14 protein-coding genes are annotated in these 16,340 nt (G+C 73.2%); 6 read left to right on the top strand and 8 right to left on the bottom strand.

The window, feature by feature from the left end:
• Positions 1–205: 205 nt before the first annotated feature.
• Genes AB0Q96_RS01740 through AB0Q96_RS01730 form a run of 3 tightly spaced genes read right to left on the bottom strand, consistent with a single transcriptional unit; the run spans position 206 to position 3,419 of the window.
• Positions 206–1,087: an acyl-CoA dehydrogenase family protein gene (locus AB0Q96_RS01740; protein ID WP_365321033.1), complete on the bottom strand. Its 882-nt coding sequence runs from the start codon at positions 1,085–1,087 to the stop codon at positions 206–208.
• Between the two features lie 8 nt (positions 1,088–1,095).
• Complete coding sequence (locus AB0Q96_RS01735; RefSeq protein ID WP_365321032.1) at positions 1,096–2,229, bottom strand: acyl-CoA dehydrogenase; 1,134 nt, start codon at positions 2,227–2,229, stop codon at positions 1,096–1,098.
• Entirely contained in the window at positions 2,229–3,419 is a 1,191-nt protein-coding gene (locus AB0Q96_RS01730) for an amidohydrolase family protein (RefSeq protein ID WP_365321031.1), read from the bottom strand. The genes AB0Q96_RS01735 and AB0Q96_RS01730 overlap by 1 nt, the downstream gene beginning before the upstream one ends.
• Before the next feature lie 133 nt (positions 3,420–3,552).
• On the opposite strand from AB0Q96_RS01730, the gene AB0Q96_RS01725 reads away from it, so the two are divergent.
• Positions 3,553–5,052: an AMP-binding protein gene (locus AB0Q96_RS01725; RefSeq protein WP_365321030.1), complete on the top strand. Its 1,500-nt coding sequence runs from the start codon at positions 3,553–3,555 to the stop codon at positions 5,050–5,052.
• Positions 5,053–5,321: 269 nt separating this feature from the next.
• Positions 5,322–6,956 carry an ABC-F family ATP-binding cassette domain-containing protein gene (locus tag AB0Q96_RS01720; protein WP_365321029.1) on the top strand — a complete coding sequence of 545 codons (1,635 nt, stop codon included), beginning with the start codon at positions 5,322–5,324 and terminating at the stop codon, positions 6,954–6,956.
• Here AB0Q96_RS01720 and AB0Q96_RS01715 read toward each other — a convergent pair.
• Complete coding sequence (locus AB0Q96_RS01715; RefSeq protein ID WP_365321028.1) at positions 6,953–7,342, bottom strand: STAS domain-containing protein; 390 nt, start codon at positions 7,340–7,342, stop codon at positions 6,953–6,955. The two genes, AB0Q96_RS01720 and AB0Q96_RS01715, sit on opposite strands and share 4 nt — an antisense overlap.
• 216 nt (positions 7,343–7,558) lie before the next feature.
• Between AB0Q96_RS01715 and AB0Q96_RS01710 the strand changes: the two genes are divergently transcribed.
• A complete protein-coding gene (locus tag AB0Q96_RS01710) occupies positions 7,559–8,143 on the top strand; it encodes a sigma-70 family RNA polymerase sigma factor (protein WP_365321027.1) in 585 nt (194 codons plus the stop codon).
• Entirely contained in the window at positions 8,140–9,375 is a 1,236-nt protein-coding gene (locus tag AB0Q96_RS01705; protein ID WP_365321026.1) for a zf-HC2 domain-containing protein, read from the top strand. The genes AB0Q96_RS01710 and AB0Q96_RS01705 overlap by 4 nt, the downstream gene beginning before the upstream one ends.
• A gap of 44 nt (positions 9,376–9,419) precedes the next feature.
• Here the strand turns inward: AB0Q96_RS01705 and purU are convergent, their stop codons facing one another.
• Both purU and AB0Q96_RS01695 read right to left on the bottom strand, forming a co-directional pair.
• A complete protein-coding gene (gene purU / locus AB0Q96_RS01700) occupies positions 9,420–10,271 on the bottom strand; it encodes a formyltetrahydrofolate deformylase (RefSeq protein WP_365321025.1) in 852 nt (283 codons plus the stop codon).
• Between the two features lie 46 nt (positions 10,272–10,317).
• Positions 10,318–10,764 (bottom strand): hypothetical protein, encoded by a 447-nt coding sequence (locus AB0Q96_RS01695; protein ID WP_365321180.1) that lies wholly within the window; start codon positions 10,762–10,764, stop codon positions 10,318–10,320.
• Between the two features lie 193 nt (positions 10,765–10,957).
• Between AB0Q96_RS01695 and AB0Q96_RS01690 the strand changes: the two genes are divergently transcribed.
• Positions 10,958–12,223, top strand: coding sequence for an ABC transporter substrate-binding protein (locus AB0Q96_RS01690; protein WP_365321024.1), 1,266 nt, complete (start codon positions 10,958–10,960; stop codon positions 12,221–12,223).
• Between the two features lie 3 nt (positions 12,224–12,226).
• Here the strand turns inward: AB0Q96_RS01690 and AB0Q96_RS01685 are convergent, their stop codons facing one another.
• Entirely contained in the window at positions 12,227–13,753 is a 1,527-nt protein-coding gene (locus AB0Q96_RS01685) for a hypothetical protein (RefSeq protein ID WP_365321023.1), read from the bottom strand.
• Between the two features lie 139 nt (positions 13,754–13,892).
• Positions 13,893–15,275, bottom strand: coding sequence for a transcriptional regulator (locus AB0Q96_RS01680; protein ID WP_365321022.1), 1,383 nt, complete (start codon positions 15,273–15,275; stop codon positions 13,893–13,895).
• Between the two features lie 353 nt (positions 15,276–15,628).
• Between AB0Q96_RS01680 and AB0Q96_RS01675 the strand changes: the two genes are divergently transcribed.
• On the top strand, positions 15,629–16,294 hold the full coding sequence (locus tag AB0Q96_RS01675; RefSeq protein ID WP_365321021.1) for a bifunctional DNA primase/polymerase: 666 nt from the start codon (positions 15,629–15,631) through the stop codon (positions 16,292–16,294).
• The last annotated feature ends 46 nt before the right edge of the window (positions 16,295–16,340 follow it).

Raw genomic sequence — 16,340 nt, 5'->3', positions numbered from 1 at the left:
TCGAACAGGGGCGCGCACGAAGCCGCCACGGGGTGCGAGCGGCGGGCATTCCCGACCGCGGTACCGCCCCGGGGGCGGCACCGGTGCGATCCGGGCCCACAAGCACTCGCATCCCACGGAGCGTACCGGAGCCGGGGGCCGACTCCGGTATGTGACGACCCCGCCGAAGGACACAACAAGGTATCGACGCTGTGTGACGTCCCGGCTACAGCGCGCCCGCGACCAGCTCCTCCGCCGCCGCCCCCGAGAGTCCCCGCTCGGCCCGCACCCAGGCCCGTTTCAGGTGCAGGTGCACATCGGCCTCCCAGGTGAAGCCCATGCCGCCGTGCACCTGGAGGCAGTCCCGGGCGCACGCGGTCGCCGCCTCGTCGGCGAGCAGCCGGGCCCCCGCGATCTCGACCGGATCGCCCGTGACGGCGGCGGCGTAGACGGCGACCCGGGCTACTTCCGTTCGTACGAGCATCTGCGCGCACAGGTGCTTGACGGCCTGGAAGCCGCCGATCGGCTGCCCGAACTGCTCCCGGGTGCGGGCGTGGGCGACGGCCAGCTCGGTGGTGCGGGCGGCGGAGCCGAGCTGCTCGGCGGCGGTGAGGAGGGAGACCTCGTGGACGGCGGCGGGGGCCGCCGCCGTCCCCGCCCGGTGCAGGGGCGTCAACGGGTCGACGCTCCGCACCGGCACGGCGCCCGCGGCGTCCCCCAACACCACGTCGGCGGCGTCCAGCCACTCGACGAGCCCGCTCGGGTCGACCGCGGTGACCACGACGGACCCGTCCTCGGCGCCCGGCACCTCCCCCGCCGCCAGGTGCGTCGCGATCAGCGGCCCCGGCAGCAGCGCCCGTCCCGCCTCCTCGAAGAGGAGCACCGCCTCCGGGAGGCCGAGGCCGACGCCGCCGGCCGCCTCGGGGAGCCGGAGCGCGAAGAACCCGGCCGCGCCGAGCTCGCGCCACAGCCCCCGGTCGAGCACGGCCCCGGCCGGGCCCCCGCCGTCGACCGCGGCGCGCAGCGCGTCCCGGCCGAAGCGGCGGTCGAGCAGCTCCCGTACGCCTCGCCTGAGTGCCCGCTGGTCCTCGGTGAGTCGGAAGTCCATGGACGGCTTCACCGGCCCTTCGGCAGGCCGAGGATGCGCTCGGCGACGATGTTCTGCTGGATCTGCGAGGTGCCGGCGGCGATCGTGTACGAGAGCGAGGAGAGCCGGTCCTGGTTCCACTCGCGGGCCAGGTCGAGCGCCTCGGGTCCGAGGACGGCGGCGGCCGTGTCGTACAGCTCCTGGCGGGCGTGCGAGTAGCGCAGCTTGAAGACGGAGCCGCCGGTGCCGGGGACGCCGCCGCTCGCCTGGGCCTCGCTGACGTTCCACTGGGTGAGCCGCCACAGGGCCTGGAACTCGGCGCCGAGGCGGCCGAGGCGGCGGCGCAGGACGGGGTCGTCCCAGGTGCCGTTCTTCCGGGCGGTGCGGGCGAGTTCGCCGAGGACGCGGCGGCAGGCGACGACCTCGCCGACGAAGGCGGTGCCGCGTTCGAAGGAGAGGGTGACCATGGTGACCCGCCAGCCGTCGTTCTCCTCGCCGACCCGGTTGGCGACCGGGATCCGCACCTCGTCGAGGAACATCTCGGCGAACTCGGTGGACCCGGCGAGGGTGCGCAGCGGCCGGACGGTGATCCCGGGGGCGTCCATGGGCATCGCGAGCCAGCTGATGCCCCGGTGCTTGGGGGCGTCCGGGTCGGTGCGGACGAGGAGTTCGCACCAGTCGGCGGCCTCGGCGTGGGAGGTCCAGATCTTCTGGCCGGTGACGACGTAGGCGTCCCCGTCGCGGACCGCCCGGGTGCGCAGGGCGGCGAGGTCGGAGCCGGCGTCGGGCTCGCTGAAGCCCTGGCACCAGACCTCGTCGCCGCGCAGGACGGGGCCGAGCCAGCGGTCGCGCTGTTCGGGGGTGCCCTCGGCGGCGATGGTGGGTCCGGCGTGGAGGAGGCCGACGAAGTTGGCGCCGACGTAGGGGGCGCCGGCGCGTTCGGTCTCCTCCAGGAAGATCAGGCGCTGGGTCGGGGAGGCGTCCCAGTGGACGTGCCCGTACCCGGCGTCGTGGAGGCGGCGCTGCCAGCCGCAGTCGTAGGCGCGGCGGGCCGGCCAGTCGAGCGGGTCGGGCTTGGGCGGCAGGCCGGGCAGCGCGGCGGCGAGCCATTCCCGCAGCCGGGCCCGGAACTCCTCCTCCTCGTCCGTGTAGGCCAGCTCCATCAGACGATTCCGAGGTCGAGCATGCGGATGGCGTTGCCGCGCATGAGCTTGTAGACGGTCTCGTCGTCGAGGCCCTTGACGTGGTCGAGGGCGACGTCCTTGGTGTGCGGGAACGTGGAGTCGACGTGCGGGTAGTCGGTCTCGAAGGTGGCGTTGTCGCGGCCGACGACGTCGAGCGAGGCGATGCCGTGCTTGTCGCGGAAGAAGCAGCAGAAGATCTGCCGGTAGTAGTACGTGGAGGGCGGCTCGGGGATCAGGTCGCGGACCCCGCCCCAGGCGCGGTGCTCCTCCCACACGTCGTCGGCGCGCTCCAGGGCGTACGGGATCCAGCCCATCTGGCCCTCGCTGTAGGCCAGCTTGAGGCGGGGGAAGCGCACCAGGACGCCGGAGAAGAGGAAGTCCATCATCGACGCCATCGCGTTGTTGAAGGAGAGGGACGCCTGGACGGCGGGCGGGGCGTCCGGGGAGGCGGCCGGCATCTGGCTGCTGGAGCCGATGTGCATGTTCACGACCGTGCCGGTCTCCTGGCAGACGGCGAAGAACGGGTCCCAGTAGCCGGAGTGGATGGACGGCAGTCCGAGGTGGGTGGGGATCTCCGAGAAGGTGACGGCCTTGACCCCGCGGGCGGCGTTGCGCCGGATCTCGGCGACGGCGAGGCCGATGTCCCAGAGCGGGATGATGCACAGCGGGATGAGCCGGCCGCCGCTGTCGCCGCACCACTCCTCGACCATCCAGTCGTTGTAGGCGCGGACGCAGGCGAGGGCGACCTCCTTGTCGTGGGCCTCGGCGAAGGTCTGCCCGCAGAAGCGGGGGAAGGTGGGGAAGCAGAGCGAGGCCTCGACGTGGTTGAGGTCCATGTCGGCGAGGCGTGCCTTGGGGTCCCAGCAGCCGCGGCGCATCTCCGCGCGGGTGATGCCCTCCAGGGTCATGTCGTCGCGGTCGAAGCCGACGGCGGCGATGTTGCGCTTGTACGGGAACTTGAGGTCCTCGTAGATCCACCAGTCGGTGGGCGGTCCGTCGGGGTCCATCGTGATCTGGTACTTCCCGGCGACGTAGGCGAGCTCGCCGATCCCGGCGGTGAGGGCCTTGGGCCCGCGGTCGCGGTACTTCGCCGGCAGCCAGGTCTCGAAGAGGTGGGCCGGCTCGATCACGTGGTCGTCGACGCTGATGATGCGGGGCAGTTCCGTCATGGACCCTCTCCCATTTCTGATGACCCGTCAGATCCGATGGGGTCAGGCTAGCCCCGCACCCCTGGACCGACAAGCGCCGGACCTCTACGCTCACCGCACCATCTGACGGAACGTCAGCCATGAGGAGTACGGGATGAACGAGACCGCACACGCCCTGGGCGAGTCCCGCACGCTCTGGGAGCTCGTCGAACGCCGCGCCGAGCTGACCCCCGACCGGCCCGTCCTGCTCCAGGGCGACCGCACCCTGACCTTCGGGGAGCTGCGCGACCGCGCCGAGCGCTGCGCGGCCGGACTGTACGGGGAGGGGGTGCGGCCCGGGTCCGTCGTCGCCTGGCAGCTGCCGACCCGGATCGAGACGGCCGTGCTCTCGTTCGCGCTGGCCCGGCTCGGCGCCGTGCAGACCCCGGTGATCCCCTTCTACCGGGACAAGGAGGTCGGCTTCGCGCTGCGCGAGTCCCGCGCCGAGTACTTCGCCGTCCCCGGCGTCTGGCGCGGATTCGACCACACGGAGATGGCCCGGCGGCTCGGCGCGCGCGGCATCCTGGAGACCTACGACGACCTGCCCGACGGCGACCCGGCCGTGCTCCCGCCGCCGCCCGCCTCGGGCACCGACGTGCGCTGGATCTACTGGACCTCCGGCACCACCTCCGACCCGAAGGGCGTCCTGCACACCGACCGCTCCCTCCTCGCCGGCGGCTCCTGCCTGGCCCACGCCCTGCACCTCAGCGACGCCGACGTGGGCTCGATGGCCTTCCCGTACGCGCACATCGCGGGCCCCGACTACACGGTGATGCTGCTGCTCTACGGGTTCCCGGCGGTCATGTTCGAACAGTTCGCGCTGCCGGAGGCCCTGGAGGAGTACCGCAAGCACGGCGTGACGGTCGCCGGCGGGTCCACCGCCTTCTACTCGATGTTCCTCACCGAGCAGCGCAAGCAGCCGGGCGAGCCGGTCATCCCCACCCTGCGGCTCCTCGCGGGCGGCGGCGCCCCGAAACCGCCGGAGATCTACCACGCGGTCGTCCGCGAGATGGGCTGCCAGCTCACCCACGGGTACGGCATGACGGAGGTCCCCATGATCACCATGGGCGATCCCGGCGACACCCCCGAGAACCTGGCCACCACCGAGGGCCGCCCGCCCGCCGGCATGGAGATACGCGTCACCGCCGACGGCGAGGTCCGGCTGCGCGGCGAGGCCGTCTGCCGCGGCTACCTGGACCCGGCCCAGACCGCCGGCGCCTTCGACGAGGACGGCTTCCTCATCACCGGCGACGTCGGCTACCTCACGGAGAGCGGCCACCTCGTCCTCACCGGCCGCACCAAGGACATCATCATCCGCAAGGGTGAGAACATCTCGGCCAAGGAGATCGAGGACCTCCTCCACGAGCACCCCGGCGTCGGCGACGCCGCCGTCATCGGCCTGCCCGACGCCGAACGCGGCGAACGCGTCTGCGCGGTGATCGAACAGCCCGAGGGCGCCGAACCGCTCACCCTGGAGGCGGTCACGGCCTTCCTCCGCACGGCCGGCCTCTCGGTCTTCAAACTGCCCGAACAACTGGAGCTGGTGGACGCCCTGCCCAGGAACGAGACCCTGCGCAAGGTCCTCAAGTACCAGCTGCGCGAGCGGTACGCCTGAGCGGAGGCCCGCCCTCCGGCAGGCCGTAAATCCCTGCCGGAGGAAAGGCGTCCTGTTAGCCTGGAACGGACATCGACCGTACGAAGAGGAGCGCGGCGGACATGGCGGGTGACGACGACATCTCCGGGTGAGTCCCGGATGTGAGCCGGCCACCGGAGGGCGCGTGTGAGCGCCGCCCCAGTGGCCCCCCAGTCGTCCCCTTCTCCGTTCCCCCCGCCAGGGCAGTGCTCCGTCCTGCCCTCGCCTCCTTCACGTACGAGGTCACCTCCATGTCTTCTGCCGCCATCGTCGGCTCCCACCTCTCCTTCTCCTGGCCGGACGACACCCCGGTCTTCACCGACCTGTCCTTCGCCGTCGGCGCCGGACGCACCGGTCTGGTGGCCCCCAACGGCTCCGGCAAGAGCACCCTGCTCAAGCTGATCGCCGGCGTCCTGCGACCCCGCGCGGGCACGGTGACCGTGGACGGCACCCTCGGCTACCTCCCGCAGAGCCTGCCGCTGACCGGCGACCTCACCGTGGCCGAGGTGCTCGGCGTCGACGCGGTGATCCGGGCCATCGACGCCGTCGAGTCCGGCGACGTGGCCGAGGAGCACTTCACCGCCATCGGCGACGACTGGGACATCGAGGAACGCACCCGCGCCCAGCTCGACCGCCTCGGCCTCGGCGAGCTCGCCCTCGACCGGCGGCTCGGCACGCTCAGCGGCGGCCAGGCCGTCTCCCTCGGGCTCGCCGGACAGCTCCTGAAGCGGCCCGACGTGCTCCTCCTCGACGAACCCACCAACAACCTCGACCTGACCGCCCGGCACCGCCTGTACGAGGTCCTCACCGACTTCAACGGCTGCCTGCTGCTCGTCAGCCACGACCGCGCCCTGCTCGACCGGATGGAGCGGATCGCCGAACTCGACCGCGGGGAACTGCGCCTGTACGGCGGCGACTTCACCGCCTACGAGGAGGCCGTGCGGGCCGAGCGGGAGGTCGCCGAGAAGAACGTGCGCAGCGCCGAGCAGGAGCTGAAGCGGGAGAAGCGGGAGATGCAGCAGGCCCGCGAACGCGCCGAGCGGCGCCAGAGCAACGCCGCCCGCAACCTGAAGAACGCCGGCCTGCCCCGGATCGTCGCCGGCAACCTGAAGCGCTCCGCGCAGGAGTCGGCCGGCCGCTCCGGGCAGACCCACGCCACCCGGGTCGGCGACGCCCAGGCCCGCCTCGACGAGGCGGGGCGCGCCGTGCGGGACGAGCAGCGCCTCACCCTCGACCTGCCCGACACCGACGTCCCCGCCGGCCGCACCCTGTTCGTCGGCGAGCGGCTCCAGGCCCGGCTCGGCGACCGGCCCGTCTTCGCCGAACCGGGCGTCGACCTCACCGTCCGGGGCCCCGAACGCATCGCGCTCACCGGCCCGAACGGAGCGGGCAAGAGCACCCTGCTGCGCCTGCTCGGCGGCGACCTCGACCCCGACGGCGGCGCGCTCAAGCGGGCCGACGGGCGGATCGCCGTCCTCTCCCAGCGCCTGGACCTGCTGGACCCGCGGCGCAGCGTCGCCGAGAACTTCGCCGACTTCGCGCCGCACCGCCCGGAGGCCGAGCGGATGAACCTGCTCGCCCGCTTCCTCTTCCGCGGCGCCGGCGCCCACCTGCCGGTGGCCGACCTGTCCGGCGGCGAACGCCTGCGCGCCACCCTGGCCTGCGTCCTGTACGCCGAACCGGCCCCGCACCTCCTGCTCCTCGACGAGCCGACCAACAACCTCGACCTCGTCAGCACGGGCCAGCTGGAGAGCGCCCTGAACGCCTACCGGGGCGCCTTCGTCGTGATCAGCCACGACGAGCGGTTCCTGCGGGAGATCGGGGTGGAACGGTGGCTGCGGCTGGCCGACGGGGCCCTCACCGAGAGGGGCGCGCCGACCGCCTAGGAGGCCCGGGCGACGGGCCTCAGCGGGGCGGCCGTCTCGTCGAGGGCGGCGGGGAGGTCCTCGTACACCTCGAAGAGGCGGCGTACGCCCAGGGCGGCGAGCACCCGGTTGACGTGGGCGCCGTCCTCGGCGCCGCGGGCCGGCAGGATCAGCCGGAGGCGTCCGCCGCAGGAGCGCATCAGGCGCCGGGCGGCGACCAGCACGCCGACGCCGCTGGAGTCGCAGAAGCGGACCTCGGACAGGTCGAGGACCACGTCGTGCCGGCCGCCCGCCACGGCGTCGTGGACGCGTCTGCGGATCAGCGGCGAGGTCACCAGGTCGAGTTCGCCGCTGATGCGCAGCACGGTCCATGGATTCTGCTCGTCCTCGTCGACCCGGATCGTCACGAGCGGCGCCTTTCAAACGGAGGCAGTGCTTCCTGTGTCCCTCCCGCTGCCCAGTCGGGGCGCCGCGAAACCCCCGGCGGCCAGGTTGCCCCATTCCTTACCACCGGGTCAGCCGTCAAGGGCGCACTTGCGGCAAAGAGGAGTGCGCCGGGTCCCGGCCCACTACTTTGGGGGAGAACCCGGGTCAGGAGGGCCGGGCCGTCGGGAGGGCTTCGGATGGCGAAGGACACACCACCGCGCTGGGACCGCAGGATGCAGCAGCGCCTCGCGCGCGGCGAGGCGGCGGCCCTCGGCGAGCTGTACGACCGCTTCGCCTCCCTCGTGCACAGCCTGGCCCACCGGGTCCTCGACGACGACGACGCGGCCGACCAGATCACCCGCGAGGTCTTCGGCTACATCTGGGAGAACCCCGACTCCTACGACCCCAAGCAGGGCAACATGCGCGCCTGGGTCGCCCGGCTCACCCAGCGGCAGGCCGTGCACCGGCTGCGCCAGTCCGAGGCGACGGCCTACGCGGAGCGCGGCGAGGGCTCGGCCGAGGAGCTGGAGCAGAAGGTGCGCCGGGCCTCGGTCGCGGCCCGCGCCGACTTCATCGTCACCTCGATGCCGACGCCGCTGCGGCAGGCCCTGGAGCTGGCCTACTTCCAGCGCCGGGACTACCGGCAGACCGCCGCCGACCTGGGCGTCACCGAGGACGAGGCGCGGCGCAGGCTGCGGCTCGGCCTCCAGCTGCTCTCCACCGCCAACACCCGCTCGATCGAGGGCTCCCCGCCACCCGGCTCCTACGGGCGTCCGCTGTGAGCGGGGCGGACGGCGACCCCGAGGAGACCGCCCGCGCCCCGCGGATACCGGGGCCCAGATGGGCGGCGGACGACCACGCGGACCTCTCGGCCGCGGCCCCGGAGCCCGCTCCGGACCCGGCCCCGGAGCCGCTCCCCCACCGGGTGCTGAAATCCCTGCTCGGGGCCTGGGCGCTGTCCGCCTGTTCGGCGGAGGAGACGCAGGCCGTCGAGGACCACCTCACCGAGTGCGCGCCCTGCGCCGACGAGGCGCTGCGGCTGCGGGACGCGGTCGGGCTGCTGCACTCCGAACGCGACCTGGACCTCGACCCGCTGTTGCGCTCGCGGGTCCTGGAGGGCTGTCTGGGCCGGCGCCCGGCCCGTATCCCCGTGCCCGCCTGGGCCGGGCCGTACGACGCGGAGACCGCCCGGCTCGACGCGCTGCTGCGCGACATCGGCGAGCCGGAGTGGCACGCGCCGGTGCGCCTGAAGTGGTTCGAGGACGAGCGGCGGGTGCACCGGAAGACGACCGTGGCCGGGGTGATCGGGCACCTCCTCGCCGTGGACGGCCTGGTGGCCGCCTCGCTCGGTCTCGACGACCCGCTGGGTGCCGGCGGCGCGGGCGAACTGACGCCGACCGAGCGGACGGAGGCGTACTGGAACAGCGCGGACCGGCCGCCGACCCGCGCGATCCGCGAGCCCTGGCGGGAGCAGAGCCACACCCTCATCCGCACCGCGTCCTTCGCGGGCCGCGGGGTCGCCGACCTGACGGTGACCTACGGGGACTTCGCGCTGCCGCTGCGGGACTCGCTCCTGGAGCGGGCCTTCGAGTGCTGGGTGCACGCCGGGGACATCGCGCGGGCGGTGGACTACCCGTACGAGCCGCCCAGCGGCGCGCACATGCACGGCATGATCGACCTCGCGGCCCGGCTGCTGCCCGCGACCCTCGCCGGACGCCGCCGCACCGGCCTGGCGGCCCCGGCCCGCGAACTGGTCACGGCCGGCTCGCCCGGCCGCTCCCTCCACCTGGAGATCGAGGGCGCGGGCGGCGGGCACTGGTTCATCGCCCTGGACTCGCCCGCCGCGCTCGGCACCCGCGAGCGCGCGGTGGCCCAGGTGGCGATGGACGGCGTCGAGTTCTTCCAGCTGGTCGCCGGGCACGTCCCGCCGGAGGAGGCCGCGGCGGGGCAGGACGGCGACCGGGAGGCGATCCGCGACGTGCTGTGCGCGGCGGCCTCCCTGAGCCGGATGTAGCGGGCCGCCGCGGGTCCCGGACGGGGCGCCGTCGGCCGCCGGGGCTAGGCGAAGACGACCGTGCGGCGCCCGTTGAGCAGGATGCGGCGCTCGGCGTGCCACTTCACGGCCCGGGCCAGCGCCTGGCACTCCACGTCGCGGCCGGTCGCCACCAGCTGGTCGGGGGTCACCTCGTGGCCGACCCGCTCGACCTCCTGCTCGATGATCGGGCCCTCGTCGAGGTCGGCCGTCACGTAGTGCGCGGTGGCACCGATCAGCTTCACCCCGCGCGCGTGCGCCTGGTGGTAGGGCTTGGCGCCCTTGAAGCTGGGGAGGAAGGAGTGGTGGATGTTGATGATCCGCCCGGAGAGCCGCTTGCACAGGTCGTCGGAGAGGACCTGCATGTAGCGGGCGAGGACGACCAGCTCGACGTTCTCCTCGTCCACCAGGGCGAGCAGCTCGGCCTCGGCCTCCGCCTTGGTGTCCTTGGTGACCGGGATGTGCCGGAACGGGACGCCGTACGAGCCGACCAGCTCCGCGAAGTCCGTGTGGTTGGAGACGACCGCCACGATCTCGACCGGCAGCGCGCCGATCCGCGAGCGGAACAGCAGGTCGTTCAGGCAGTGGCCGAACTTCGACACCATCAGCACGACGCGCATCCGCTCGTCGGCCCGGTTGATCTGCCAGTCCATCGCGAACGCGTCGCCCACCGCGGCGAAGCTGGCCCGCAGCTTCTCGACCGTGACCGGCGCCTCCGCCGAGAAGTGGACCCGCATGAAGAAGAGACCGCTGTCACGGTCCCCGAACTGCTGACTGTCCTCGATGTTGCATCCCGTGATGAAGAGATAGCTCGACACGGCGTGCACGATGCCCTGCTTGTCGGGGCAGGAGAGAGTCAGGACGTACTGGTCGGTCATTGGCCCAGCCTGCCACACCGGGCGGACCGTCCCGCGCCGCCGTCCGTCAGGCGGAACGGGTCATGATGCGCAGGATCTCCAGGGAACGCGGGGGCACCTCGGGGTCCTCGCCGTCCGCCGTCGCCATCCGTACGTGTGCCTCGCGGGCGGCCCGTACCGCCTCCGGCCACCCGTGGTGCTCCAGATACGCGGAGACCGGCGCGTCCGGGCCGACCTGGTGCATGATCCGCAGCACCCGCAGCACGGCCACGTCCACGAGGGCGGCCTCGCCGGAGTCGCGGAAGATCGTTCCCACGTACTTCTCGGCGGACCAGTTGTCCAGCCAGGTGTCCTCGACCAGGCGGTAGACGGCGTCGGTGACGTCGCCGTACCCCTCCTGGCCGGCCAGCCAGGTCGTCTCGTGGAACCCCGGATCCGAAAGCATGTGCAGCGCCGAGCGCACGTTGCTGCGCCAGCGCCACCACGGCATGTCGTTGAGAGGCATGTCGCCCATGGTGGAGGAGCGACGGCCGCGACGGGAAGAGTTCACCGAAGGGGAGGTGGTACCGGACATCGTTCGATCGTACGGTCACCCACTGACAGCGCCCTTTCCGGGCCCGGTCGACCCCCGCAATTCACCTTGACGTCACCCAGCGTTGAAGCGCGCTCACTCCCGCGTTACCCGTGGGACGGAATTGTGCATGCCCATGACCGGTAGGCGACTCACCTCACTCCTCGCGTACGTCACGACAGCGGCGGCAGGTGCGTCGCTGCTCACCGGCTGCGGCGTACTCCCTGGGGCCACGGGGGGCTCCAGGGAGCCCGTCACCGTCATGACCTGGGCTCCGGACCAGACCCGAGCCACCAACATGCCCGGCATGCCCGCGATGGCCCAGACCTTCGCCCGCTGGGTCAACAGCCAAGGCGGTCTCGACGGGCACGAGCTGCGCGTCCTGACCTGCAACGAGCAGAACACCTCCGCCGGCGCCGCCGCCTGCGCCCGGCGCGCCGTCCGCGAGGGCGCCGTCGCCGTCGTCGGCTCGTACAGCCAGAACGGGCGCGCCTTCATGGCCCCGCTGGAGGCCGCCGGCATCCCGTACATCGGCGGCTACGGCATCTCGGAGGACGAGTTCACCTCCCCGCTCTCGTACCCCGTCAACGGCGGCCAGGCCTCCCTCATCGCCGGCCACGGCATGCAGCTCGCGGCCGGCTGCCGCAAGGTCTCGCTGGTCCGCCCCGACACGATCGCCGGCGACAAGCTGCCCGACCTGCTCAACTCCGGCCTGCGCAAGGCCAGTCACCGCAAGGCCGTCGACATCCCGGCCGTCGAGGACGCCGCCGAGTACACCCAGCAGGCCGACCGGGCCCGCACCCGCGCCGGGGACGAGGGCGGCTGCGTCACCGCCGTCCTCGGCGAGCGCACCCAGACCTTCTTCGACTCCTTCCGCCGCCTGCCCGAGGAGGAGGAGAAGGGCGGGAGGAGCGGCGTGCGGATCTCCTCCGTGCTCGGCAGCGTCGGACAGCCCCTCATCGACCGCTCCGGCGGCGCGCACAGCCCCTTCGAGGGCGCCTTCGTCACCGGCTGGTACCCGGACGCCGACAACAAGAGCTGGGCGCCGATGCGCAAGGTGATCCAGGAGCACGCCTTCGTCGACAACCGGGTCGACCCCTCGGACGCGGGCGTGCAGACCACCTGGATCGCGTACACCGTCCTCAAGCAGGTCGTGGAGTCCCTCGACAGCGACAAGGTGACCGCCGTCCAGCTCTCGCACGCGCTCGACAACGGCGTACGGATCGACACCGGCGGCCTGACCCCGGCGCTGCGCTGGCGGTACGACGACCTGCTCGGCGCCCCCGGCTTCCCCCGGATCGTCAACCACGACGTGACGTTCCAGGTGGTCCGCCAGGGGCGGCTCGTGGCGCAGAAGCCCGGCTTCGTCGACGTCGGCGAGACCGTGCTGACGGCGCCGTAGCCCCTACAGCTGCGTCTGGCTGCGCTTCGTCAGTCCGTACTTCTCGGCGGTCGGGTTCCACAGCCCGGCCGCCTCGCGCTTGGCCGTGCTGGCCTCGCCGCTCTTCTTGTTGGCCTCGATGGTCTGGGAGGTCGAGCGGGCGTGGCCGCCCTTGCAGACCTTCTTGCTCTTCGCCTGGTCCGCCCAGGCCGCGTAGTGGTCGTCGGCGGAGGCAGACGCCTGCCAGGCCTTGGTGAGGGCCGCGGTGAGCGCCGAGCTGTCCGGCACCTTGTCCACGGACAGGGCCTGGAGCCGGGTGACGAGCCCGCGGCGCTGCTCGGCGGCGCCCCGCAGGTCACCGGCGGCCTGGTCCAGGTCGGAGCAGGTCTTGATCGCCTCGACGGAACGGATCACCGCGTCACGGCTGTTGTTGCTGTCGGCGAGCAGCTTGTCGAGCGCCTTGGCCTGCGCCTCGGCCGGGTCGGCGGCCTTCTCGGTCGCGCCGCCGTCGGTGGACGGCGCGGAGGAGCCGGCGGCCACGTTCTGGCTGCCCTTCTGGTCCTTCTTGTCGTCGGAGTCCCCACCGCTGAGCAGCGCGCCCGCGCCGAGACCGACGACCGCGCAGCCCGCGACGACGGCGGCGATCAGCGCGACCGGCGACTTGCGACGGCGCGGCTCGGGCTCCTCGTACCCCTGTTCCTCGTAGTACGCCTCCTGGAAGCCGTACTGCTGCGGGGGCTGCTGCTGGTGCTGCGGGGGCGGCTGCGGCGGCTGGTACTGCTGCTGCGGCTGCTGGTGCAGCTGCACCGAGGGCTGCCGGCGCTGCACGACCGGCTGCGCGGGAGCCTGCTGCGGGGTCTCGCTGCGGAACAGGTTGTCGAAGTCGGCGAGCGGCGGGCGCTCCCCGGGGACCTGCGGGCCGCCGTGCGGGGGCTGCGGGGCCTGTGGGGGCGTCTGCTGGGGCGGTACGGGCGCGATGTACTGGGTCGCCTGCATGTCCGGGCCCGGGGCGACGGGGCCGGGGGCGACCGGCGGGATCAGCTGCGTCGCCTGGGAGTCGGCCACCACCGGCGGCAGGAACTGCGTGGCCTGCGCGTCGGCGGACGCCGGCGCGGGCGGATAGCCGTAGCCCGGCTGGGACTGCTCGGGCTGCTGCGGCTGCTGGTACGGCTGGTGCTGCTGCGGCGGCACGGGCGGGTAGCCGTAGCCGGGCTGAGGCTGCTGGTGCTGCGGGGGCTGGTGCTGCTGCGGCGCCGGCGGATAGCCGTAGCCCGGCTGGGACTGCTCGGGCTGCTGGTGCTGCTGGTGCTGCGGGGACTGCTGGTGCTGCGGGGACTGCTGGTGCTGCGGGGACTGCTGGTACGGCTGCTGCTGGTGCTGCGGCGCGGGCGGGTAGCCGTAGCCGGCCTGCGGGGCCACCGGCGGCTGGGCCGGGACCGGCGGCAGGTACTGCGTCGCCTGGGCGTCCGAGGAGCCGCCAGGGGTCACCTCAGGGGGGAGGGGCTGAGCGGCCGGATAGTGCTGCTCCGGCCCCTGTCCGCTGTGCGTCACCGGGACTCCTACTGATGCCTGCTGATGGACCTGCGTACCTACGGAACCGTCGGCCCACGCTACCGGGTGCGCCCAGCGCCCCGCACACACGTGTGACAGAGGTGTGACGTAGGACGCCCCCGGGAACCGCACGGCGCCCCTACGCCGCGTGCAGCTCCAGCCTCGCCCCGAACTCCCGCACCACCGCCTCCCCCGCGTACGGATCCAGGCGGTCCCGCAGGTCGTCCAGGTACTCCATGCCCCGGGTGGAGCGCAGCGTCGTGAGCAGTTCCAGGGCCCGGGTGCCCGTCTGGCAGGCCTGCTCGACCTCCCGCTGCTGGACCTGCGCCGCGGCGAGCAGCGCGAGCCCGATCGCGCGCCGCCTGGCCCGGGTCTCCGGGTGCCCGGCCAGCGACTCCCGGGCCGCCTTGGCCGCCTCCCGCGCGTGACCGAGGTCCCGGTGCCCGTGCGCCAGCTCGTCCGCGAGGTAGGCCCCGTCGAAGTGCGCGATCCAGTCCGGGTCGTCGCCCGACTCCGGGTCGGCCCGCTCCAGCACCTCCCTCGCGCGCCCCGCGACCAGTTCGAAGGAGGACCCGTCGCCCAGGAGCGCGTGCCCGCGGGCCTCCGCCGCCAGGAACATCGCCTCCGCGCGCGGCGTCACCTGCCCCCGCGCGCCCTCCTGCGCGGCCCGCGCCAGCTGGGCGATCTCGCGCGGGTTGCCGAGCTGGGCGGCGAGGTGGCTCATCGACGCGGCCAGCACGTAGCCGCCGTAGGCCCGGTCGCCCGCGGCCTGCGCGAGGCGGAGGGCCTGGATGTAGTAGCGCTGCGCGAGGCCCGGCTGGCCGGTGTCCACGGCCATGTACCCGGCGAGCTCGGTCAGCCGGGCGACCGCCGCGAACAGCTCCCGCCCGACGGCCTCCCGGTAGGAGCCGGAGAGCATCCCCGACACCACGCTGTTGAGGTAGTGGACGACCACCGGGCGCACGTGCCCGCTGCCGAAGCGCCGGTCGAGGTCGACGAGCGCCGCGGTCATCGCCCGTACCGCCGCGACGTCCGAGAACCCGACCCGCGCCCCGGCGGCCCGCGCCACCTGGGTGTCGGCGCCGGTGATGAGCCAGTCGCGGCTGGGCTCCACGAGCGCGGAGGCGGCGACGGCGGAGCCGGACAGGAAGTCCCGCCGGCCCACGTCGCTGCGCCACAGCTCGCAGACCTGCTCGATGGCGCCGAGGACGGTCGGCGCGAACTGGAGGCCGACGCCCGACGAGAGGTTGCGGCCGTTGGCCATGCCCACCTCGTCGATCGTGACGGTGCGGCCCAGCTTGCGCCCGAGCGCCTCCGCGATGACGCCCGGGGCCCGGCCGCGCGGCTGCTGCCCGCGCAGCCACCGCGCCACCGAGGTCTTGTCGTACCGCAGGTCCAGGCCGCGCTCCGCGCCGACCATGTTGACCCTGCGGGCGAGACCGGCGTTGGAGCACGCGGCCTCCTGGATGAGCGCCTGCAGCCGTTCGTTGGGCTGACGGGCGACGAGTGGCCTGGCTGCCATGATGACTACCCCCTGAGGCCGTGCGGTGATCCGCGGTGCGGGCCGGTTCGAGTCGACCCGAACCGAACCGAGTTGATCCGGTTGATCAACAGGACTGATCAATGCCCGGCAGATATCCGGTCAATGCCGATGTGAACACGCGAAACCCGGACACGTCGGTCGGAGCCGCCCACGGGCAGCCGGGACCGACGCCCCCCTCCTCCTGTCCTACCCGACCAACGCTCTCCTGCCCCACGCGCGCCCCCGCCCGTGCAACCGTGCGCCCCGCATGCAGGATCGATGCTCCACACCGCTCGACGGCCCGCCCGTAACCCCAGGTGACGGCGGGAGTTGAGTTCGACGTGGAAGAGACCATGGGAGTCACGGAGGCCGCGCAGATCCCCAAGCAGCGAGGCGAACCGCTGCTGGACAGCGCCGTGCGGTACGCGGAAGAGCGGCACTGGGACGTGTTCCCCGGGACCTGGCTGGAGGCGGTCGAGGGCCGGGAGCGCTGCTCCTGCGGCACGGAGGCGTGCGCCTCGCCCGGCGCGCACCCCGCGCGGCCCGACTGGTCGACGCAGGCGACCGGCAGCGCCGTCGGGGCCCGGCGGATGTGGTCGAAGCAGCCCAGGGCCTCGATCCTGCTGCCCACCGGCCGCACCTTCGACGCCCTGGAGGTGTCCGATTCGGCCGGATTCCTCGCGCTGGCCCGCATGGAGCGGATGGAGCTGACGCTCGGCCCGGTGACCTGCACGCCCGACCGCCGGATGTTCTTCTTCGTGCTCCCGGGCGCCGCGGCCAAGGTGCCGGACCTGGTGCGCAAGCTGGGCTGGATGCCCGCCTCGATCGATCTCACGACGCGCGGCGAGGGGCACTTCGTGGCGGCACCGCCGACCCGGGTCGGCGGATTCGGGGCGGTGCAGTGGGCCCGCAAGCCCACGGCGGCCAACCGCTGGCTGCCGGACGCGGAGGAGCTGATCAGCGCGCTGGCGTACGCGTGCGGACGCGAGGCGGCGGACGCGCGGGGGCGCAGGGCCTGAGCTCCGGCCTTGGGGTCCAAGGACCATATGGCCGAATCAGGTACGG

Origin of the sequence: Streptomyces sp. NPDC093111 (assembly GCF_040683955.1) — a bacterium.
Taxonomy (GTDB): domain Bacteria; phylum Actinomycetota; class Actinomycetes; order Streptomycetales; family Streptomycetaceae; genus Streptomyces.
The sequence above is the reverse complement of the archived record's forward strand: the minus strand, read 5'-3'. Positions and strand labels throughout refer to the sequence as shown.